Raw genomic sequence first — 22,309 nt, 5'->3', positions numbered from 1 at the left:
ACCCTTATAGGTATTTTTCTTTATTACCCATAATCGACATGCCAGTTCATTAAAGTTGGTTGCTTTAATTTGCTCTAATAGTTGTAACTTTTCCTGCATGATACCTCCCTTTATTTATTAATTATGCCCATATAATTATTGAGCTTTTTATATTTGACAACATCTTCAACTGTCAGATCTTTTGGCGACAACATAACGCATTCTTTTTCTTTACCATTTTCGGTGTATGCACAATCATATAAGCCATAACCGAGTGCAGCTAGTATAGGGTTAATGAAGATGCTTTGACTGCGAATAGACAACAAACACAGAATTCCCATAAATATAATGAGTGATAGCAAGTCTTGCCCTTTACTGAGATCAAATGCAACGAAAGATATCATGTAAGGAATGGTGTAGTTGACCACTTCACTTGAGCGACTTTTCGCTTTAGTTATCGTAATATCAAAAGGGTTAGATGTAATATTCTTAAGTACATACCACAACATTAAAAGACTTAAAGCAGCAACGATTAACAGCCCCAAAACGACTTTAGTGTTATTAAAAACGATATCAACCGGGTAATAAATTTGACTGAAGCCCACTATATTTGAGGTTAATTGATAAACCTGCCAATCTACCCTAACAAAATCTTTAATTATCATAATTAAAAATAACGGCGTATAGCCACTAATAAAAATGGCTATTGACGGTATGATTGTGGTTGCATTCCTTCGCCGCATAATTTAATCCTTTAATTCAATTTGCCCTGAGATCAGCTTTGGCAATAACATATCTCGCTGTTGTTTAAGGTTTTCGTTTCTCTTTGAGAGGTTGAAAATACTCTTAAACATCGGTTTTGCCAGCTTGGTGAATTCATGCATTAGCTCTTTTGGTGGTACAGGTAAATAACATGAAGCAAAGCAATCGTTGTGGACGCGTTGACGGCCAGTTGCGCCAGTCATGCTTTGAATAGCATGTTCACGGAAGTTGTTACTTCGAGATAGCAGATAAATAAACTCTGAGCTTAAATATTCACTTTCACGAAATACTATGAACTCTGTTGAACCAAAGCCGACAGGTTGTTCAGGTGTTAAAAACTGAACATAACCCGTTTTACCATTTTGTAAACAAGGGGTGATCCTCGCAAATAGGGTGTCACCATTAATGAATTTTGCACCGCTATTACCTGTTTTTTCGATAATATCACCAATCACCATAGAACCTTGAGATAAGCCACTCATACCAACAAATGGTTTTTCGCCTTCTTTCACCAGCTTAGTTTTAGGGTTAATGGTAATGACTTCGGCAGCGTTTTTAACCTCCCATCCCTCTGGTATTTGACCTAGTGGTGAGTCGATGAGTTTTGGTTTGCCGCCTGCATCAAGGTTATCTTGGTGGTTTGGGTAACGGAAGTTAACAAACCATTCGCGATAAAGGGATTGCGCCATGTCTTCTAAGATAGCGATACGGCGGTTGTTGTTTTCGATGAGGTTATCGTAATTAGATAAAAGGCCAACTATTTGTATTTGGTCATCGATACTGTATTCTTTGATGTCAATGTTACGAATAACATCCAAATCAGCTCTTTGTCTTCCCGATGCCCCTATCATGCTTTTTATTGCAGGCTCTTTGATTAACTCTGATTGGAATAAGTAATATACAAAGTCAGATATAGAAACACCTTCCTTACCTCTAAAAACAAAAAACTCAGTAGAGCCAAATCCAACATTGTTTTTAAGATTCTTAACCTGACTTATCTTGCCATTTTGGAGGCAAGGGGTTATTCGAGAAAATAATGTATCGCAATTACTAAATTTTGAACCACTCCCTTTAATCGGTTTCTCAACACTAGGATTGACCGAACGAATACTCGGTATCAGATCAGCCATTTCTACAAAGCTAACATCTGAATTTTTAGGTATCTGCACCTTCGGATTTATTTGAGCGAAGTCTTCAAATTTCATATTAACTAAGCACCTTAGCTACATTAATAGCAATACTGATTTCTAACTCATGCGCTTCAGCATTCAACACTTCTAACTCTTCCTGTAATGCGGTTAGCTTAACAGCAAAATCTTCATCACTTTGTTGCTCACCTTCGGCAACACCCACATAGCGACCAGGATTTAAGCTATAACCTTGCTCAATGATTTCTGCTTTGGTGGCCACTTTACATAAGCCAGCGATATCTTGGTAAGCCAGTTCGCCACTCTCGTTTTTAAAGAAACCTTCAAGCGAATAATTGCCGTCATTTCCCGCATCAGGATGAGCTTCAAGGTAAGTGTTATCAATAGTTTGGCCACGGTATAATCGCACAATATTGGCAATCAAGTTAAGCTGCTCGCTGGTGTAATCTCGCACTGCACGGGTGACTTGACGGAAGATATGGCGCGCATCAATAAACAATACTTTGTCTTTGTTATGGGCAGGTTTGTTTTTATCTAAGAACCATAAGGCACATGGCAACGTGACCGTGTAAAAGAAGTTGCTTGAAACCGCCACCATCACGTCAACACCATCCTCTTCAATCAGCTTTTGACGGATCTCTTGCTCTGAACCACGGGCGTAACTGGCTGAGTTTGCCATCACAAAACCTGCACGACCTTTCTGGTTAAGCGCTGAGTAAAACATTTGGATCCACAAGTAATTGCCATTGTCATTACGCGGCATACCAAAAGGAAAACGGTGTTTATCGCCTTCTAACCGGTCTTTTTGGATTTCGTTTACGTTAAACGGCGGGTTAGCCATAACAAAGTCGAACTGACCGTGTTGTTTACCGTCAATCACATCGCCTTTGGCAAGTTCAAACGGATCTTCATAATAGGAGTTACCTTCGCGGATATCCCCTTGTAAGCCGTGCACAGCAAGGTTCAACTTAGATAAACGAACAGTATCGCCGGTTTTTTCTTGTCCGAATATAGACAGCTCATCCGAGGCATTTTTATTATGCTTTGCCACAAAATCGGCAGAACTGATAAACATACCGCCGCTACCACACGCGGGGTCGAATACTTTGCCATGATAAGGCTCGATAATTTCAGTGATTAACTTAACCAATGCTGAGGGCGTAAAGAACTCGCCACCGCCTTGGCCTTCGGTTTTAGCAAACTCATTAAGGAAGTATTCGTAAATACGACCAAAAATATCTGAGCCCAGGGTAAAATCGATGTCATTGAAGTTCTTAAGCAAGCTTTTGAGCATGTCGTTTTCAAAGCGAGTATAGGTTTTAGGTAGCGCGTCTTTGATTGCTTCGTTGTCTGCTTCTAGCGCTTTCATGGCGTCATTTACTTTAACACCGATGTTTGCGCCTTCTGGTAATGCTAATAAATTCGAGTAAAGGGCGTCATCCGGCACATACATGGCGCCTTCAGCTTGGATCTTTGATTTGATGTCACCGCCGCCACGACGACGTGAACTGGCTTGTTGTTCAATGTTACTTTTTGCCTGCGTGAAACGGTATTCTGCGTACTTTAGGAAGATTAAACCCAGTATTGGGCGTGAGTATTCCTGTGCGGTTAAGCCGGTGTTGGCACGTAACGAGTCGGCTGCTGACCATAATCGTTTTTCTAATTCTTCTATCTTTTTAAAATCTGCCATTCTTGAATTCCTTATATTTTATTGTTGTAGGGTTCGCTCACTAGGGTAGAGCATAACCATGCAACTATATTATTGATATTTAGCGAGTAATGATGTCAGCACCTGTTGAGATTGCTCAAAGTCAGCTTGATAGCTTTGTAGTGTTTTCAGTTCTTTGGCTAAATCTAACTCTTCAACTTCTATCTCTTTGACGATATAGCGTGAAATACTTAGTTCGTTATTTTGCTGTCTAATTTCAGGCATGAATACGGCTTTGTAACGATCGTCGTCAACTCGTTTTCCTGCCGATAAATCAGCGATCAAAGCGGCATCTTCTTCTGAAATAACAATACGGTTTTTGTTGCTCGTACCTATTTCACTGGCATCAACGAATACTACAGGCGAGCCAGCAGGCTTGTTTTTATTCAACACCAAGATGACAGGGGGGATGCTTGTGCCGTCTAAAATGGCAGCAGGCAATCCAATGACAGCTTCAAGCAGTTCATTTTCCAACAAGTACTCTCTGACATTGGCATCATAACCGCCTCGGAACAAAATCCCTTGCGGTAACAGGATGTATGCTTTCCCTGTCTCGTTAAGATGACTGATTGCTTGCTGGATCCATAGGCTATCACCTGAGTTAGCCGATACAGCTTTACCAACAGGAACAGTGATAAAAGGCGCTTCAACCAGCATTCGTCGTTCATCAGCACTAAACTTCTGTGCCATCGGCGGCTCCATAACAACCACATCAAACGCCTGTTCTTGGCCAAAGGCAGGCTCCAACAGTGAATCGGTATTCGCCAAGTTGAAATGTCTATTTTCAAGCGTTAGTAGTCTGTAAGCAGATAGATAGCTACTGTGATTCTTTTCTTCAAGATACAGAGCTTTAGGGGTCAAACTGGACGCAACTCTCGCTAAACCACAAGCTCCATCGTATACCGTCTTCTCACTACAATCACCAATGAGAGCAGAGAAGACATTTTCCATGTTCTGATTTGCTGAAGATACGTCGAATTTACCAATTGTTTGCGCACTTAAATCTCTTAAAGCGCTGGCGAGTTCGCCAAAGTTAGTGATCTCAGCGATGAAAGAGACGACCTGATTGAGTATCTTTGCATCAATACGGTAGTGATTTGGTGCAGCGCAGACGTCTGTAGGGTGAGTTGCTTTGAGCGCCTGTCCTGCTTCAATTAACATATTTAATTGTTTTGCATGGCCACTATTCACAATAGCTTGAAAGGTTTCTGGATTCTCTTTTGCAACGAATGCAATGTAACCGATCAACTCCAGTGTATGCGATGCTTCCATCACGCCGCGGCTGTAATCCATCAAGGCCCACAACGGTTTTGTTAGATTATCCATTATGCAGCCCCCTTGATAAGTTGACTGATGCAAGCCATGGCAACCTTTTTTTGTTGCTCTGCCAAGCTGATTGTGGCGCTATAAGCTTGATTACTTGCATGAAATAGCTCAGCAATCTCATGTTGCTTACTGAGTGCTGGCAACTCAATCTTCATCTTTCTGATGTTTGATAAGTTGATGTTCTTAATAGCAGCGCCTGTACTCGCGGCATCTAACATGCTCTGACCAACCGGTGAATTAAAGTAGGCTACAAGTACCTCGCCAAGTAATTCATTGTTGTTTGGTCTGAGTAAAATAAAATTGGCTGAAGCAATCACATCCAGCTTTGCAATACGTTCGGTTACATAGCCAGCTCTGATTGAGTTACCTTTAGCCAGTAACACCACATCACCTTCTTGTAATAAAAAGCGTTGCATGCTCTTACCTTCGGCTATGGTAACTTGGCTAAGTTGGTTTTCAACAATTTCGCCGTTTAAATTGACTGAGCTACCAGTAAGCAAGCGCATGGTGCCTTCAGAGCTACTTTCACTCTTTTCGAATAGCGCATTTGTAGCACCAGTAGTTAGTTCACTACATAAAACCTCGATAGTTTTCATTTTAATCCCCTTTCGTTCTAAGCCTACGAATTAGGTTGTTGAGGTGATATTAGCTAACAAAGAAACTAAACACAAGTAGTTTTTTGAATTACTTTAAATCGTACGGATAAAACGAACTTACTGGCTGTTGCTTTGTGGGGTTATTAGGTCGAACTTTGTTTATTTGTGTTTTCTGAATCTAGATGCTTTTACTCTCTACAACTTAGCTTTTCATACGTTGAAGACTATCAGCGATTTATTTACCTTTTCATCAGTCAGCAATTTGAGTTTTCTATAGTTTATCAGCAACTCTCCCTGCCCAATCTAAAATTGATTCAGTCGGAATACCTGTCTGGTGCCCTTCTACTGATTTAGGGTGAGAAATGCCAATATGCTTTTTTAAACCAAACATGGCATCCATGTCTTGCGTAGGCCAACTAAGTGAGTTTGCCACTACCCCTTTTTTTATTCGAGAAAACTGTTCTTGCCAATTCCGAGTATCAATCTGCCGTACACATTTCGTAGAGAGCCATTTACTCAGCCCTGTTACATCAACTTCGAGTAAGTAATTCACATGGCCATTTAGTTCTACTACAACGCAGCGAATCGTTCTTTTCGCTCCCGAATCAATCAAATGACATTTACTACGACCTACTTGATCTAACTCATGTGTGTAGGTATCAATAATTGTGCAGGCATATTTTTCTTCTAACATTTTCACCATCATGTTAAATGCCGTAAAGCGTGAGGCATACGCCTCTGAGTGATCGGTACAGTCTTGCATTCCGCCGCCCATATCTGCGGAAGGTATTTCCCCATCACTTCCAGGTTCATTGGTACTCACAGTATCGCTTGCTTGCTTAGGTTTATCTTGGTGATTATCCGGTCTATGGCTTCTTTTAGGCTTTGTTGCTTTGGTAGTTGAAAAACGATGTTTAAATCTTACTGCGCAAGTATTTTCACCTAACAAAAACGCTTGGTTTGCATCAGAAGCTTCTCTATCATCATCAATAACATGCTCTTCAGGTTGTTCATATGGCTCTGGACCCTTTCCACCGCTTGTTGGCTGCTGGTCATCTGGATGCGTAAAAGATGGGTTATGGAAGTAGATCTTGGAAGGCATTTGAGCATTGATTTCTATGTCGGTGATTTTTTCGACTAAAAAGTATCTACCACTTGAGTCGAGCCTACCGTCATAAGAAAAAGACCACCCTGACATTTGCGGTGGATCAAAATGAAACAACCATCGCTTGTAACCAGACGATACATCTAGGTGGTTCTCGGTGCTGAAGTACCTAAAAATAGATTCAAATGAACGTTTTGCATTTTTATCAATTAGCAACCAGCTTAACATTGCTCGTGTGGCAGAATCGTTGAATGCTGAAGGAGGGACGTTTGAAGTATGAAGCACTTCAATGTTGGCGTAGTCACGCTGGAAGTTAACGTCTACCCTAAAGTCCGTTAACAATCGTGAAGACATCAGCGACGCTCGCGATAAGTATGAGCTGGCATAAAACAATACCCTAGCCAACTCAAGCTGTGGAATAACCAGTTTTGGCGTATTAACTCTATCTACTACAAATGCACTTTGCTCTGATTCTTTGTTTCTAACAGAGGCTACATTAGTTAGATCTGGAAATTCGGCTAACGTGCTTTTTCTAAGATTATCATTAACGCTAAACCTATGTTCGCCACTTTTGAAGTGGTGTTCAGTCAATGCCCTCTGGTTTATGATTTTACCTCGGTACAAAGCTGGTACATTGGAAAATGCCATCGCATGAAAACCGTTTTTTTGCTGTGGTGGGTAGCACCACACTTCGATTGAAGGACGGTAGGATGAATCGCTGGTTCGCAGCAACACTTTCCCTATATGTACGATGCGAACATCATCATCACATTTGTAAAATCTAGCTCCCACCGCTCTTCCTTATTTGATGTTTGATTCCGTAACAATCCATTCGAGAAGATTATCTACAATCGGCAATATTCTCTCTTTAGGAAGATTTGCTGAACGCATCAATTGCCAACGACTCAACCCTTCCGCTGCTTTGACCTGCGCTATTACTGTCATGGCAAGCCGTCGCGCCTGAAATTCAACAACACTTTCTTGATATCGATTTAAAGCACTTGCCAAAATTGGCAATAAATATAATTTCTTACCTACCGAATTGGAGTGCTTTAATTGTTTAAGCAAATAGTTCTGCGACCTTCTAGGCCCTTCGACGACAGCATCCAAACGCCCAAGCACTCTGAGCAGCTGCTTAGTCAAAGCCCGATCTCTTGCGCCCCAATCAACTCTGTTCTTTCTTGCTGGCAATTGCGTATGTTTTTGTCGATTAAAGGCCAATAACCAATCTCTATCATTTCGATACAGCCAAGCATATAGTGCTCCGCCACCTAGAAGAGAGCGAGCCTTCTTAATCGATGTGGTACTAATTAAGTTTATCCACCTTTCACGCTTATCTTCAAAGTCTTTTGGCCCTGGCTGAAAGTAACATTTCGGCACAGCTTCACTTACTTTCCCTTTTGTTTTAACTTCTTTAATGATTTCACTCACCGTCATTTCAGGAACAAAAGCTGACCAAATTGTTAAGTGTTGCAAGTAACTGAACGCTTTACGATGATGACGAAATATTGTGCGTAGCCAATTAGTTTCCTTATCCAAACCAAAACTCAACTCTGGAATGGCAATCTTGCTTACAACAAGGTCTGCTACTTTTTCGTGTGAAACTTGCTTAGCACCTTTACCACAACCGAAGTCATGCGCTAAATAATTATAAAAGCGCCCCCATTGCTCATTAGTCGGGGAATCTTGACTTGGTAAGTGCAACAGCTCTTGCGCTTTTTGAGCTAAATAGCACATCTGAGCTGTTTTAGTGTTTTCGCAAGGTTGATATGAATGGCATTGCACTCGGCTACATGCATGATACGTATGTCTATTATCATGATATGAGACTGACGACTGGTTCAAAAAACCATGTTCAAGGCAGTAAGGTAAAGATGGCAGAAACCACAATCTAGACCAATAGCTTTCGCCATATTTTTGCTCTTGCTCTGCAACACATACAGGACAAGCACGCAAAGCATCGGACATTTTAACAATGGATGCTGACGCACCTAGCATTAAATGAACGGAACCTTGTGAGCGTTTTTCCATTCTAGCCATCGCACGCGACCTTATGTTTTCATTTACAAAGGGAGCGTAGATGGGAAACATTGTGTGCTCATAGATAAGTTGCGGAACATCGTACTTTCCGGTATTGACTAGCAGCTTAGATAGCGCCGACAAATGACTCGGTAAGTCTGTCGTGGCAACCACCTTCCGATCGCCAAACACTTCATCGAGTAGCTGTTTCGAGCTTGCAATAGCACTACGAACACCAGCCCTAGCGACTAAGCTATAAATCAGTTCATCAGGATAAGGCACTGGAAAATTGCGCAATTCTATCCAGCCTTTTCTAACAATGACTGGATATTTAACACTAGACCCGATTTTGACATTGCTGAGTACATTTCGGTGTCAGAATCGGATTGAGAGTAAAGAAACCTCAAATCATCACTATCAAGTGTATGCCACTGAGCCCGTTTAATTGACGATGATCTTTCCCCCTTGTTAGGTTTAGCTTCTTTTTTAGGCTGTAATTGTTCAGACTTAGTTAGTTGATCATTGACCATTGGCAGTAAGCCAATCCATGTCAATTCAGGATTTTGGTCAAATAGCTGTCGTATTACGGGCGCTAAAAGCGTTGAGTCAAACTCGTCTTTTAAGGCCATATATACACGGCGCTCTTCATCTGTTCTTAACTGTTGATATGCAAACTCTTCAGGTGTCTGTTGAGCCGATTCCGCAACACGTTGTCGTAGTTCTAATATTTTCTTATCGGTATCACTCAGTTTAAGGTCTGAAAACTTAATCATTTCTTCGACATCACCAGAGCGCAGGGCCGCTAGCATTGGGTGAACAGGTTTTAATTCATCTTGATAAACCTGTTGCATTAATTTTGGCGTGATTCTTTCCACTCTTGTGGCAATTGCTCGCAACTGGCACAACACAAATAGTTTCACCACAATGTCTAAAACACCTTGGCTAAGGTCATACCATAACGCTCTAATTTAGTCCGATAGAACTTCATCGCGCTTTTGCAACCATTGGAGTGACCATAACTTATCAGTAAGCGCTTTCCATTCCCGCCCCTCTTCCATAGGGTCCCAAAAAATAGCGCCAAGACCAGATCCTCGCCTTGCTGATCTCATGTCAGCTTCGAATATTTCTCGTGCGCGTGGCGTCCCGACTAAAATAACTGGAAGACCAATGGTATTTACCAACGTCACAAAGAAATTGAGCATTTTTTCAGAACCACCAGAACGCGAACGACTAAGGTGTTGTATTTCATCGATAATAAGAACGCCTACTGCATGAGAATTTGCCACTTGCGCCATTGCTGCCAAAAGCGTTTCAATACTGGGCCTTTTGCTCGTTGAATATTGCTTTTGATAGTTGGTAGTCCCTAGCGCTCGATCCATCGCTCGAAAAAAGTTCAAGCACAATTCTTTCAACGAACCATCATGGGAACAATCAATTTTTAGGTATACAACTTGTTCAAAATTTCTATCTGGGTGATAAATCACTTGTGGATATAGTGATAAAAGCTGTTTCATCGCAGTTGTTTTGCCATTACCACTACAGCCTATTAAAGTCATGCTTTGCGCAGTTGAATTCACATCGGTGAATTTTATCGCCTTTAAGTCACCAGATATGACACGTTCATAACCGTTTTGGATGTGCTTTGCCCAATCGCCTGTCTCTGGGTTTCTTCCTACATAACCACCCAGAATCATTAATGAAAGCCGTTCATGTAGCTGTATGTGCTGGCTGAGCGGTTGAAAAAAATCATCAATAACACGACAAATACAATGCGCTCTTTCCACACCATTTAAATGAATATCTTCAACGGTGCAACGCAGTGAGCCCTTCAACGCACTTGAGTCATTTAGGAAGCTATTTAGAGGGGGAAGCGCCTCTATCAGCGGGTTACCTTGATAGGCTGATAATTTTGCAGTTTGATAAACAGCAACTACACGATGACTCTCGGCCTTTTTCATCAGCTATCATCCTCATCATCAAATAGTTCGGGTATAAAATCAGGAAGTTGATAGTTTTCTTCCTCGCCTTTTAGCGGTACAACCGTTGCCATTTCCTGTTGTTTAGGCCGATTCGGTTTTATTGCTAATTCCTTTCTCTCTTGCTCACGTGATTGCCGCTTATTAGCTTTAATCTCATTTATTTTTTGTGCATTGCTCAATGTACTAGTTTTACTATTCTTTTTAGCCTTCTTCAGTTTCTTTTCGAGAAGGTCATCAAAATCCCTTTCAACAGGTGCATACTGGTACTTAGCCTCAGCCAAAACTTGCTTTTGGGCCGCTTGACGCTCCCAAACTTGATACCAAGTAAGATCTCTGAATTCACGACTTCTTGTGGAAATATCACAAACCCAAAAAGTATTTTTTCCCTCTTCGGGAAACAGATAAATATGATTAACAGATCCAAGTTCATAGGCAGCATATAGACCTTTAGGCCTAGAAACTTTGGACGAGCGGTGCATCCAGCCTGTTTGAAGAACCTCTTTGCCTGAATAAATGACCCCCCATAGCTTTACGCCTAATTCAGAAACGGAGACCCTTTCGCGAGGTAACAACAAAATTTTTGCAAGGTCAGTATCTATGCTCCTTAAACGTCCGGTACGGTGTTGAAGCCCCCATCGCCAGAGCTCTATTGGGATAGAGGGAAGGCTTTCTGGCATATCTGGGGCACGATCATATTTATCTAAGGGTTTATTCAGATTATGAGCAAGAATGGAATAGAGCATAATTTCAACAAAATCGGAGATTGTTACCGCAGCTTCTACTCTATAATCTTTTTCACCATGCTTTTTAACCTTATTGCCGGATACGACACCAGGCATATAAGGTTTAAATTTGGCCTGAAAAGCCCCAAATGACCGTTCAACAATACCTTTGGCATCTCCCCTTCGAGGAGGTGCACTTTCAAGTCGAACTCCAATAGCATCAACTAAGTAGTTAGCTTGATGGCTCATTAATTCCCCACGATCAGCCAGTAACACATCCGGAATACCAACACATGGCCACTGTTCTTCTGAAATATCGATGCCATACCTTGCACACGCTTCAACTTTACTAGTAAAGCTGGATATCAAAGCTTTCATTGCAACGGGATAAGACGCATTGTCGAAACCAATATAAAAACCAGCAACCATGCGACTAAATACATCGATAACCATGTAAATAGTTGGCCTACCAATAACTTTGTCCGAGTCGTTATCATCCACCAAGTATATATCTGCAATGGTGGCATCAATTTCGTATCGACTACCTGGGCCTAAAGCCTGCTCGGTTGCAGTTCCATGAAGCGGCCTAACATCTTTGTTATAATCGCCTTGAGGCGTCTGAACACAGAGCAGAGTAACCTTGTTATACTCTGTCTTGTAAAAGTATTGAAACTGTCGAAATGTTGGTATTTGATGCTCTTCGGCATCAGGATGTTTTACTTTGTACGCTTTGCCAAACTTGTTGTATGCGTAGCGAATTGAATAGCCCTTATCGTTCATCAAATACTTATCGCAAATGATTCGAAATTGTTTTCTAATATTTTCTGTTACAGGCTCTCCGCTACCGATACCGTAAACCCTTGGCCTGCCAGCTTTGCTGGTTGAAAAGTTTCTTCTTTTCCCAGCTGCTCCAGAGTTTTTGTAATCAGGAAAAAGTGCATTTTTTATCTGCCCACGTTGCCAATAGCGCCTAACTAAACGGTAGATCGTTGATTTGCCTTTATCAGAGCTGGCAATAGCATGGTTAAGTCTTCTGGCTCGAATTCTCTTGTCGAACGCCTCTTCGCCTTCCACTATAAGCTTGATCAGTTCATAATTACTTTGGCTTTCCTGATAAACACTAGACTCTTTAGCCCAAGATTCACCTTGTAGATAAGCATAGGGATCAGGGATTCTTTCTACACGCCCTTCATCAACCCAATGGTTGCATTCATCAAAGTAAATTTTTTCAGGTAAGCCTTTGTTCTCGTCAAGAGCAATCCAATAGAAGTAACTCGTTTCCGTGAGAAGTATGCGGTAAGGTTTACCATCAAATGTGATGGTTTGATTAATTTGCCACATAAACATACCCTTCATTTAACGCCACACCTCTAAACGCAAGATCTTCTGCTCTCAAACTATGAAAAGGATAACGAATATCAAACGTAATCAGCCTAGCGGCACACATCAGTCGGAGGTCAAACAAGGAGTCACCTAAACCCTGTCCGCATGCCTTGTCATATTCCTTACAAATATCAATCACTTTTCTATTAGGATGGTGAATAAAATAAGTTTTCATGTTTTCATACAATAGCATCAACTCATCAGTGACAAGCTCGTCAAAATAACCTTTAACACCATAAAGCCAGTCAATATTAGTTACGATTACTTTATCTATCTCTTTTTCTGTTACGAGAAACCATGGAATTTTTTTGAGCTGCCAGTACCGGCGCTCAATTTCCAATTTTTCTACCGTTCTCGGATCTTTTAAAGCGTTTGAGTATTTTGCTTGAATAGCGAATTTAGGCTGAGTTTTGGAAGTCGAATTGACCAGAAAATCAGATGACATGACTAGATTGGAACCGCCTTGAGAGGGATGCCAAAGTTGGCCTTCTTTAGAGATATTTAAAGTATCATCCCTGTTAAGTGGGAACTGCTCACGAATATCAGTTACGGCGGAGTTATGATCGAGTAAAAGAAAGACTGCGAATTCAAGATCTGATAAGACATGATGAATCCGGCCAGTAAGATGAGAAAAGACCCTTTGGGAGCGACCTTCCGATGGCACTTCATTAACATACAACCACGGCTTGTAGTTAGAAAGCCTACCAGCACCGCGACCCTCTTTAATCCGTTTGTTGATTTGCGTTTCAGTTAAAACGTACTTTGATTTAGCCATAACAAAAATCCGGTCAACTTTTATTCAGTTTAACCGGATTTAAAAAGTTTTCAACTTTAATGTCTCAGTTTCAAACTTTATTGTTTAGTTTCAATCTTTATTGTTCGGCGACACTAGCCTCCCACTAAAAGGGGGGAGTCACTCAACTGTGACCGCTTTGGCAAGGTTACGAGGTTGGTCGACATCCGTACCTTTGATTAAAGCAACATAGTAAGAAAGAAGCTGCATTGGAATGGTGTAGTAGATCGGCGCGGTAATTTCACTCACGTGTGGCATGGTGATGATTTTCATTGTTTCATCAGCCGCAAAGCCTGCGTCTTGATCGGCAAACACATACAGCAAACCGCCACGAGCACGTACTTCTTCAATGTTCGATTTTAGCTTCTCTAACAGCTCGTTATTTGGCGCAACCACGACAACGGGCATATCAGCATCAATCAGCGCTAATGGGCCGTGCTTTAATTCACCCGCCGCGTATGCTTCAGCATGAATGTAAGAGATTTCCTTCAGCTTTAATGACGCTTCAAGCGCGATAGGATAAAACTCACCACGGCCCAAGAATAGAGTGTGGTGTTTATCTGCGAAATCTTCAGCCAGTGCTTCAATCTGCTTTTCATAGGCAAGGGCGGCATTAATTTGTGCAGGCAGTGCATGCAGAGCTTCAACAATTTCCGCCTCTTTTTCTTTATTAATGCACTGCTTTTGTTTACCAAGAGCGGTCACTAACATTAGCAAGGTTGCAAGTTGAGTAGTGAAGGCTTTGGTTGACGCCACACCAATTTCTGTTCCGGCGCGAGTCATGAATTCGAAATCAGATTCACGAACCAGTGAAGAACCCGCCACGTTACAAATAGTCATCACCGCCATATAGCCCTTTTCTTTCGCTAAGCGCAAAGCGGCTAAGGTATCTGCTGTTTCACCGGATTGAGAAAGCGTGATCAACAAACTATTTGGACGAGTCACAAATTTGCGATAGCGAAATTCAGAGGCAATTTCCACATCGCAACTCACGCCTGCCAATGCTTCAAACCAGTAACGCGCTGTCATGCCTGCGTTGTACGATGTTCCGCAAGCGACGATTTGTACGTGTTCTACTTGGCTAAGAATTTCGGCAGCGTTCACACCAATGCTTTCTGTCACTACGCTGTCTTTGGTGATACGGCCTTCCATGGTGTTAATCAATGACGTTGGCTGTTCAAAGATCTCTTTTTGCATGAAATGACGATATTTACCTTTATCGCCAGCGTCATGCTCTGCGTTAGATTCGCTAATTTCACGCGTCACTTCTTCGCCGTTTGCAGCAAAAACTGTCACATCGCGGCGTGTAACTTCCGCAACATCACCCTCTTCAAGATACATAAAGCGGCGTGTAACATTCAGCAAAGCTAATTGGTCTGAAGCTAAGAAATTCTCACCGACACCAAAACCGATCACGATCGGGCTACCAGAGCGAGCAACCACAACACGGCTTGGATCTTTGCGATCAAGTACCACAGTACCGTAAGCACCATCGAGTTGTTTAACGGTTTTTTGCACCGCTTCAAGCAGTGAACTGGCCGTGCGCAGTTCCCACTCAACAAGGTGAGCAATGACTTCGGTATCGGTTTGCGATTCAAAAAGGTAGCCGCGTTGACGCAGAACGTCACGTAGCGTTTCATGGTTTTCGATAATGCCGTTATGCACAACCGCAATATCGCCAGACATGTGTGGGTGAGCATTAATTTCGGAAGGTTCTCCGTGTGTCGCCCAGCGCGTGTGCGCAATGCCTGTGCCTCCGGCCACATGCTGCTTTTCGACTGCATCGGCTAGCTCTTGCACTTTGCCTAAACGACGAACGCGCGTTAATTGACTCGCACTATCCACCACAGCAACGCCAGCTGAATCATAACCGCGGTATTCCAAGCGGCGTAGTCCTTCCACTAAAATTTCAGCCACATCTCGTTGTGCTACTGCACCTACGATTCCACACATAAGGTTTTACTCCATTTTAGATTTATGCTTCATCCCTAAAACCGCAAGCGAAGGCCTTTATTTAGGAATGGTTGAATAGGGTTAACTAGGCTCGGATCACTCGCACTTGGTGCGATTCAATCAATGCTGCATCTTGAGCTGTTAGCTCATTATCGGTCATTAACACGTCGATATCCTCCCAAGCGAGCTCAAGGTTGGGAATTTTTCGACCAACTTTGTCTGATTCGATCATCACGATCACTTCTCGTGAGACTTCGGCCATCACTTTGCTTAGGCCAATCAGTTCATTGAAGGTGGTGGTGCCACGTTCAAGATCAATACCGTCAGCGCCAATAAACAGTTGGTCAAAATCGTAAGAGCGTAGTACCGACTCGGCCACTTTGCCCTGAAAAGACTCGGAATGGGCATCCCAAGTACCGCCCGTCATTAATAGTGTCGGTTCGCTTTCTAGTTCATTAAGGGCGTTCGCCACATGCAATGAGTTGGTCATCACCACCAAACCGCGTTTATCATTCAGTTGCTGAATCAATGCTGCCGTAGTACTACCACAGTCAATAACGATGCGATTGTGGTCTCGAATTAACTTAGCCGCTGCTTTAGCCAACTTTATCTTTCGATTCGAAACTTTAGGGCTAAACTCATCATTGACCACCTCTTTAGGCAGTGCAATCGCACCACCGTAACGGCGTAAGAGTTGACCGTTTTTCTCTAAAGAGGCCAAATCCTTTCTAATCGTCACCTCTGAGGTTTCAAACTGAGCAGAGAGTGCATCAACACTGACCTCACCCTGTTCATTCACAAGGTTAGCGATGGTGTGCCTTCTCAGTTGTGTATTTCGTTTCGACATTTATATTTTTCTTCAACATTACGAATCGAAAGCAATATTAGTCGAACCGAAACTTTATTGTCTATTTATTTCGATCTAAAAATTTAATAATTCACGCTAAAACCTTGTCCTAAGACAATTCTTAGGCAGTGATATTGAACTCATTAGGTGGTAGAATTCGCGCCGAAAAGAAAAAAATTACAGAATTGACTGTTATTCTTTTGCAACTTAGCCGATTTAAACTCAATAAGTGGCAAAATAACGCTATAAAATCGACAATGCTTGGTCATAAAATGACTAAACTGTTGAAAGACTTTCAGCTCTAACGTCACAAAATCACATCAATATTGTTGGGTAATAGATAAGAAAAATTGCCGCTTGTGATGACGCTAGAACACTCAACCAACTTCAAATTGTAATCATATTTACCGGAGAGAACCTTCCATGAAAAAGACCAAAATCGTATGTACGATTGGCCCTAAAACTGAATCTGTAGAGAAGCTTACTGAGCTAGTGAATGCTGGCATGAACGTTATGCGTTTGAACTTCTCTCACGGTGACTTCGTCGAACACGGCACTCGTATTGCGAACTTCCGTAAAGTAATGGAAAACACTGGTAAACAGCTTGCGATCCTTTTAGACACTAAAGGTCCTGAAATCCGTACCATCAAACTAGAAAATGGTGATGACGTTGATCTCGTGGCTGGCCAGGATTTCACTTTCACTACGGATGCAACCGTTGTAGGTAACAAAGATAAAGTTGCCGTGACTTACTTAGGTTTTGCTAAAGACCTTACTGTAGGTAACAAAATTTTGGTTGATGACGGCCTGATTGAAATGGAAGTGATTGCAACCACAGAAACTGAAGTGAAATGTAAAGTGCTGAACAACGGCGCGTTAGGTGAAAACAAAGGTGTTAACCTTCCTAACGTTTCAGTGAACCTTCCAGCTCTTTCTGAAAAAGATAAAGCAGACCTTAAATTTGGTTGTGAGCAAGGCGTTGATTTTGTTGCAGCTTCTTTCATTCGTAAAGCTGACGACGTACGTGAAATCCGCGAACTGCTAACAGCAAACGGCGGCGCAGATATCCAAATTATCTCTAAAATTGAAAACCAAGAAGGCGTTGATAACTTCGACGAAATTCTTGAGCTTTCTGACGGTATCATGGTTGCTCGTGGCGACCTAGGTGTTGAGATCCCTGCGGAAGAAGTTATCTTTGCACAGAAGATGATGATCGAAAAATGTAACCGCGCACGTAAAGTGGTTATCACAGCAACTCAAATGCTTGATTCAATGATCAAGAACCCACGTCCAACTCGCGCAGAAGCTGGCGACGTATCCAACGCGGTAATGGATGGTACTGATGCAGTGATGCTTTCTGGCGAAACAGCAAAAGGTAAGTACCCTGTTGAAGCGGTCACCATCATGGCGCAAATCTGTGCTCGTACAGACCGCGTTCTACAAGCTGAGTTGGGTTCTCGTTTAGACAGCCCACGCCTACGCATTACTGAAGCGGTATGTAAAGGTGCGGTAGATACTGCTGAGAAATTGGCGGCTCCACTTATCGTGGTCGCAACTGAAGCGGGTAAATCAGCTCGTTCAGTGCGTAAGTACTTCCCAACGGCGAACATCATTGCGGTAACCACTAACAAGAAAACGGCCGCTCAACTCGTTCTAACTAAAGGTGTAACACCGGTTGTTGTTGATACTATCGACAGCACTGATGCGTTCTACATCAATGGTAAAGAGATTGCACTCGCTTCTGGTCTAGGTAAGAAGGGTGATATCGTAGTGATGGTTTCTGGTGCTCTTGTCGCTTCAGGTACAACCAACACAGCTTCTGTTCACGTTCTATAATAGAAACGTAAGCTAGAAACAGAAAAATCGGGGCGAGCCCCGATTTTTTTATTTCCGCTATTTACGCTGAGTTTACCAACCAAAAAACTCTTTATGGTGTGTATTAAGCAGCAAAACCATAGGTAAAAAATAGAGTGCGCTAAGCTGAACACCTAGCACCGCCAAACACCCCACAGTTAGCCTCACTAGAAAATGGGTATACATACAGTGCCTCACTCAACCGAAGCGTATGATTTCCATCTCTTTCATTCAATTGAATCAATGAAACTCTCACTTCCCATCAACAGTAGAGCAAACAAGCCAGCATTAAGCCGTTTACTTACCTTTTAGTTTAGCCTACTTTGGTTTATTGATAAGACTTTAGTCTAATGTCGTGAAAAATGTGAAACTAGGCTATATATCGCTACTCGAGCATAATGAAACTCGATTTCGCCCTAAGGTTTTTGCCTCATATAACGCAATGTCAGCGTATTTATACGAGCGTTTACCATCTGCAGTTAAGTCAGTAAAACCAGCACTGATGGTCACGGTAAGGCTTTGCTCTACCTCTACTGCGACTCGTAAGCGATTCAAGACAATCTCCGCCTCTTCGACAGAAGTATGCGGCATAATAATCGCAAACTCTTCACCGCCAATACGCGCCAAAAAGTCCGTAGTGCGTAATGTTTGGCTCAAAATCTCGCCGACTTTAATGATGACGCGATCCCCTTCATCATGCCCTTGTTCATCATTCACTCGTTTAAAGTAATCAATATCAATTAAGACAAGGCAAACCTGATGACTTTTAGGGTAACGTTGAACGAGTTGTGTGTGGTGCTGCAATTCTGCTTCAAATTTACGGCGATTCCATAGCTGAGTTAACGCGTCTTTTTCGCTCAATTCTCGTAATCGGTTTTCAAGCTCTTTGTGCTGATTAATATCGACTAAAGACGTAATATAATAACTGACTTTAGTCGCCTCTTTAATCGCTTGAATTCTCATGATGGCGGTTAGCGTCTCACCTTGCGTATTGACCATTTCTACTTCACCTTCCCAGAAATGTTGCTGCGATACCTCTTCAAGTACTTCGAGCATAAACTCCATACCATTTGGACTGAGCAATAACTTTAATGCGTTACTGCCTTTTATCTCGTCAATAGAAAGGCCGGTGATTTTCTCAAATTCGCCATTAACCATCATCACTTGATGCTTTCTGTCTGAGATCATCACTGCAGACATACCATTCAAGGCCGCTCTTGCCAGTTTGCTTTCAATACGTCGATGATGGTAATGCAACGCCATGGGAACCGTAGGAAGGGCAAAAATAAGAATGACTACAACAACAAAGAAAGCTTCTTTGATTAAGTCATTGACGTCACGCTGCGCTCGCTCATCCAATTGCTCATCGGTGAATTGAATAATTAAAAAGACGGGTTTCAGTGAGGCAAACTTAAGGGTTGTATATACAGTCATCTTGTTATTTTCTTGCACGTACCCAGAAGGCTTAAGCTGCATCTGTTGCCAGGTTTTCGGTAATTGAAGTGCCAGATTTACGTGCTGGTTAGAGGGTAATAAATCTCCAAATAATTTGGTTTTATCGCTAGAAGACAAGTAGAAACCGGAGTCGCCGATAAGCTCGGGAGTTAACTGTGGATCACGCGCATGAGTTAAGCGCGAAGATTGTGACCAAATATCAACATTGAGAACCAAATAGCCTTTTCGCTCCCCTAATACGGTAACTGGCGTGATCACACATAGCATCGGCTGTATAGCCGCTGCACTCGGAGCATCTGCCAATGTAATGCCCCATACACCTACCTCCCTCTGAGAGCTTTTCTGCAAAAGCAATGTAGTCATGATGAGTTCTGTCTTGCTGCGCTTTTACACTAGAAGCCAAATGATTAGTCGCAGAATAATGAATCCGAAGTTGTTCATGCCCGGATACGTCTAAAAGTGCAATTGAGCTATACCATGTCTGTTTTTCAGTAACAGAAGACCAGATTTTTTCAAGACGCTGTTGGTTAGGTTCTGAAGGAGAAAAAATAAATTCATACAAACTTTGGCTGCGACTAAGTAAATCAATAATGGAACCTACTTGAGCTTTCAAGCCCCGATATTGATGCTCACTCTCATTAAGTTGATCAAATGCCTCCACCACCGTACTCTGCGTTGCGTTCTTCTTCACTTATTGATAACGCTGATAGTAATACCCTGTCACTATTACGCAGAATAAGAAACAAGTGATGAGAAGAAGGCTGATTATTTTTGTGTATCTCATGACTTGTCTAAATATTAACCCTAAATAATGATGAGCGGATTATAGCATCTTAAAAAATAGACAAAACAAAAAGCTACCTATTAACAAAACAATCAATTTATGGAAGTAACCACTCATTTCAATTCAATTTAAATTGACCAATTAATCAGTAGCTTCGGAGGGAAATTAGTTGTTCAATTGATAAACAACTTCCACTCTATCGCGAATAGTCAGTATCGAATCTTGATAGCTGTTGGATTCAGATTTTGCATCCATTGCCATAGCACGCATCATAATCGGCTGCACGCCGGGCGAGTTATAGTCGATCTGCCACACATCACCTAATTTCAACTTAAATCCTTCTGCCAATGATAGTGCTTTGGCATTCGCATCTTGAATCGCCGCTAACCGAGCTTGTTGCTGGTATTGCTCTTGATTCCGAACTTTAAGTTGAATATTGTCGACTTGGTTTATACCTTCACCAAGAGCAATATCAAGGTATTGATTAAGTAGGCTGAGATCGCCAACGTTCACCGTCACACTTCTCGTCGCTTGGTAGCCCACTAACTCAGGCTTGCCCGACTTAGGATAATGGTATTGGGGCGCAAGATAGAGATTTGAACTCGATATTTGCTGGGCAGTAACGCCAGATTCTTTCAGACGTGCCGCAAATGCTTCCACCACTTTGTCGACCGCACTTTTTGCCTGCTCAGCGGTAAGTGTCGATTCAACCACTTTGACTGAAAACTCAGCCATATCAGGCACGGCAATCACTTCACCGTAACCTGTTGTTGAAAGATGAGGGAAATTCATTTCCTGCGCCACAGACGCAAAACTAAACAATCCAGATAATAGCGCAACATTGGTTATTAATTTCATGGGAGTTACCTTACTCAAATGGGTGAATACATCATAGGCGATACTCAATATAAGCACAGTTAATAGCTTATGAAATGACACAACTTTGACGTTGAACTTTTGTCATTGCGGCAACACATGACGAGCATATTGAACAATGGCCTGAGAAATCTCCTGCAATATTCCCGTTTCTAACTGCCAATGATGCCAATAAATACGGTTGGTTAAGATAAAACCTGGCGTGATTTCAATCAAAGTACCCATTTCAAGCTCTCGGGCGATTTGTAAACGAGGGATCAAACAATATGCCGCTCCTGATAGGGCTAATTTCACAAAAGCTTCTGAGCTACCTACTGTATGGTTTATGACCGCATCTCTTGGCACATTAAAGTGATCATGCAAATATTTTTTATGCAGATCATCATACTGATCATACGATACCGCTGGTGCTTTTTTTAAGGTATGAAAGTTCACACCTTGAGAGAAATAACGCTGATAAAACTCCGGGCTGGCAACACACACATAGTCCATTCGACCTAAGTAGTCAGCATGGCAACCAGGAATGGCTTGCGATTCTAAGCTTATTGCGCCAGCTACTTCGCCATTTTTAATTTTTTCAATGGTACGTGACTCACCGAAAACCGTCAGGTTTAACTCAACTTGCCGCGTTTTCATCGTATTCGATAACGCAGGAAGTAACCAAGTGGCCAAACTGTCCGCATTAGTGGCAATAGCTATTGAAACGGGCCGCGTATTCTCCTCATTCATCAATTCAGGCACCAGTTCATTTTCAAGCAAACACACCCTACGATACAGCCCTAGCAATTTTTTTCCCACCAGCGTTGGCCTTGGTGGCTGCTCTCGAATCAGGACCGGTTGGGCAATAAATCTCTCTAATTGCTTGATCCTTTGTGAAATAGCCGATTGTGAAATATAGAGATTTTCAGCGGCTCGCTCAAAGCTTCCTTGTTGCAGTACCGCATCTAATGCCTCAATCCATTTGTAATCTAGCCCTCTCATCCAACGCCCCTTTTTATGATTATTAGCATTACTATACCC

At 42.1% G+C, this 22,309-nt stretch carries 17 protein-coding genes and 1 pseudogene; 1 reads left to right on the top strand and 17 read right to left on the bottom strand.

What is annotated here, in order from left to right; all coding sequences use genetic code 11:
* Positions 1-110 precede the first annotated feature (110 nt).
* From VOR_RS0103850 to VOR_RS0103795, 13 genes are all read right to left on the bottom strand, one after another.
* A complete protein-coding gene (locus tag VOR_RS0103850; protein WP_010318415.1) occupies positions 111-722 on the bottom strand; it encodes a KwaA family protein in 612 nt (203 codons plus the stop codon).
* A 3-nt stretch (positions 723-725) separates the two neighbouring features.
* Positions 726-1,946 carry a restriction endonuclease subunit S gene (locus VOR_RS16710; RefSeq protein WP_010318414.1) on the bottom strand — a complete coding sequence of 407 codons (1,221 nt, stop codon included), beginning with the start codon at positions 1,944-1,946 and terminating at the stop codon, positions 726-728.
* Position 1,947: 1 nt separating this feature from the next.
* Positions 1,948-3,579 carry a class I SAM-dependent DNA methyltransferase gene (locus VOR_RS0103840; protein ID WP_010318413.1) on the bottom strand — a complete coding sequence of 544 codons (1,632 nt, stop codon included), beginning with the start codon at positions 3,577-3,579 and terminating at the stop codon, positions 1,948-1,950.
* Between the two features lie 69 nt (positions 3,580-3,648).
* Positions 3,649-4,923 carry an N-6 DNA methylase gene (locus VOR_RS0103835; protein ID WP_010318412.1) on the bottom strand — a complete coding sequence of 425 codons (1,275 nt, stop codon included), beginning with the start codon at positions 4,921-4,923 and terminating at the stop codon, positions 3,649-3,651.
* A complete protein-coding gene (locus VOR_RS0103830; protein WP_010318411.1) occupies positions 4,923-5,519 on the bottom strand; it encodes a restriction endonuclease subunit S in 597 nt (198 codons plus the stop codon). Before VOR_RS0103830 ends, VOR_RS0103835 begins: the two co-directional genes overlap by 1 nt.
* A 271-nt stretch (positions 5,520-5,790) precedes the next feature.
* Entirely contained in the window at positions 5,791-7,416 is a 1,626-nt protein-coding gene (locus VOR_RS0103825) for a Tn7-like element transposition protein TnsE (RefSeq protein ID WP_010318410.1), read from the bottom strand.
* 9 nt (positions 7,417-7,425) lie between these two features.
* Positions 7,426-8,940, bottom strand: a complete 1,515-nt coding sequence (locus tag VOR_RS0103820; RefSeq protein WP_010318409.1) for a TnsD family Tn7-like transposition protein — start codon at positions 8,938-8,940, stop codon at positions 7,426-7,428.
* A gap of 2 nt (positions 8,941-8,942) precedes the next feature.
* Positions 8,943-9,566 (bottom strand): hypothetical protein, encoded by a 624-nt coding sequence (locus VOR_RS19025; RefSeq protein WP_286118375.1) that lies wholly within the window; start codon positions 9,564-9,566, stop codon positions 8,943-8,945.
* A gap of 45 nt (positions 9,567-9,611) precedes the next feature.
* On the bottom strand, positions 9,612-10,601 hold the full coding sequence (locus tag VOR_RS19020; protein WP_286118374.1) for an ATP-binding protein: 990 nt from the start codon (positions 10,599-10,601) through the stop codon (positions 9,612-9,614).
* Positions 10,601-12,685 (bottom strand): TnsB C-terminal domain-containing protein, encoded by a 2,085-nt coding sequence (locus tag VOR_RS0103810; protein WP_029626878.1) that lies wholly within the window; start codon positions 12,683-12,685, stop codon positions 10,601-10,603. The genes VOR_RS19020 and VOR_RS0103810 overlap by 1 nt, the downstream gene beginning before the upstream one ends.
* Positions 12,672-13,502, bottom strand: a complete 831-nt coding sequence (locus tag VOR_RS0103805; RefSeq protein WP_010318407.1) for a heteromeric transposase endonuclease subunit TnsA — start codon at positions 13,500-13,502, stop codon at positions 12,672-12,674. Before VOR_RS0103805 ends, VOR_RS0103810 begins: the two co-directional genes overlap by 14 nt.
* A gap of 138 nt (positions 13,503-13,640) precedes the next feature.
* A complete protein-coding gene (glmS, locus tag VOR_RS0103800) occupies positions 13,641-15,473 on the bottom strand; it encodes a glutamine--fructose-6-phosphate transaminase (isomerizing) (protein ID WP_010318406.1) in 1,833 nt (610 codons plus the stop codon).
* Positions 15,474-15,558: 85 nt separating this feature from the next.
* Positions 15,559-16,320 (bottom strand): DeoR/GlpR family DNA-binding transcription regulator, encoded by a 762-nt coding sequence (locus VOR_RS0103795; RefSeq protein WP_010318405.1) that lies wholly within the window; start codon positions 16,318-16,320, stop codon positions 15,559-15,561.
* 423 nt (positions 16,321-16,743) lie between these two features.
* Here VOR_RS0103795 and pykF point away from each other — a divergent pair, with 423 nt between their 5' ends.
* Positions 16,744-18,156 (top strand): pyruvate kinase PykF, encoded by a 1,413-nt coding sequence (gene pykF / locus VOR_RS0103785; RefSeq protein ID WP_010318404.1) that lies wholly within the window; start codon positions 16,744-16,746, stop codon positions 18,154-18,156.
* A gap of 393 nt (positions 18,157-18,549) precedes the next feature.
* On the opposite strand, the gene VOR_RS19245 is transcribed toward pykF, so the two are convergent.
* The 4 genes and pseudogenes from VOR_RS19245 to VOR_RS0103770 form a co-directional block, all read right to left on the bottom strand.
* A complete protein-coding gene (locus VOR_RS19245) occupies positions 18,550-19,332 on the bottom strand; it encodes a sensor domain-containing diguanylate cyclase (protein WP_434060503.1) in 783 nt (260 codons plus the stop codon).
* Between the two features lie 279 nt (positions 19,333-19,611).
* Positions 19,612-20,290 (bottom strand): annotated as a pseudogene (locus VOR_RS19240) (diguanylate cyclase); the annotation flags it as partial.
* Positions 20,291-20,578: 288 nt separating this feature from the next.
* Complete coding sequence (locus VOR_RS0103775) at positions 20,579-21,271, bottom strand: oxidative stress defense protein (RefSeq protein ID WP_010318402.1); 693 nt, start codon at positions 21,269-21,271, stop codon at positions 20,579-20,581.
* Between the two features lie 102 nt (positions 21,272-21,373).
* On the bottom strand, positions 21,374-22,270 hold the full coding sequence (locus VOR_RS0103770; protein WP_029626876.1) for a LysR family transcriptional regulator ArgP: 897 nt from the start codon (positions 22,268-22,270) through the stop codon (positions 21,374-21,376).
* Positions 22,271-22,309 lie beyond the last annotated feature (39 nt).

The organism is Vibrio ordalii ATCC 33509 (assembly GCA_000257205.1).
Classification (GTDB): Bacteria; Pseudomonadota; Gammaproteobacteria; order Enterobacterales; family Vibrionaceae; genus Vibrio; species Vibrio ordalii.
Note: the sequence above shows the minus strand (reverse complement) of the source record. Positions and strands in the feature narration are given on the sequence as shown.

Excerpts from the sequence above, each read along its gene's own strand:
- VOR_RS0103850 (WP_010318415.1), bottom strand. The coding sequence starts at position 722 with ATGCGGCGAAGGAATGCAACCACAATCATACCGTCAATAGCCATTTTT.
- VOR_RS16710 (WP_010318414.1), bottom strand. The coding sequence starts at position 1,946 with ATGAAATTTGAAGACTTCGCTCAAATAAATCCGAAGGTGCAGATACCT.
- pykF (WP_010318404.1), top strand. The coding sequence starts at position 16,744 with ATGAAAAAGACCAAAATCGTATGTACGATTGGCCCTAAAACTGAATCT.
- glmS (WP_010318406.1), bottom strand. The coding sequence starts at position 15,473 with ATGTGTGGAATCGTAGGTGCAGTAGCACAACGAGATGTGGCTGAAATT.
- VOR_RS0103805 (WP_010318407.1), bottom strand. The coding sequence starts at position 13,502 with ATGGCTAAATCAAAGTACGTTTTAACTGAAACGCAAATCAACAAACGG.
- VOR_RS19245 (WP_434060503.1), bottom strand. The coding sequence starts at position 19,332 with ATGGTTAATGGCGAATTTGAGAAAATCACCGGCCTTTCTATTGACGAG.
- VOR_RS0103770 (WP_029626876.1), bottom strand. The coding sequence starts at position 22,270 with ATGAGAGGGCTAGATTACAAATGGATTGAGGCATTAGATGCGGTACTG.
- VOR_RS19020 (WP_286118374.1), bottom strand. The coding sequence starts at position 10,601 with ATGAAAAAGGCCGAGAGTCATCGTGTAGTTGCTGTTTATCAAACTGCA.
- VOR_RS0103835 (WP_010318412.1), bottom strand. The coding sequence starts at position 4,923 with ATGGATAATCTAACAAAACCGTTGTGGGCCTTGATGGATTACAGCCGC.
- VOR_RS0103775 (WP_010318402.1), bottom strand. The coding sequence starts at position 21,271 with ATGAAATTAATAACCAATGTTGCGCTATTATCTGGATTGTTTAGTTTT.
- VOR_RS0103840 (WP_010318413.1), bottom strand. The coding sequence starts at position 3,579 with ATGGCAGATTTTAAAAAGATAGAAGAATTAGAAAAACGATTATGGTCA.
- VOR_RS0103830 (WP_010318411.1), bottom strand. The coding sequence starts at position 5,519 with ATGAAAACTATCGAGGTTTTATGTAGTGAACTAACTACTGGTGCTACA.
- VOR_RS0103795 (WP_010318405.1), bottom strand. The coding sequence starts at position 16,320 with ATGTCGAAACGAAATACACAACTGAGAAGGCACACCATCGCTAACCTT.
- VOR_RS0103810 (WP_029626878.1), bottom strand. The coding sequence starts at position 12,685 with ATGTGGCAAATTAATCAAACCATCACATTTGATGGTAAACCTTACCGC.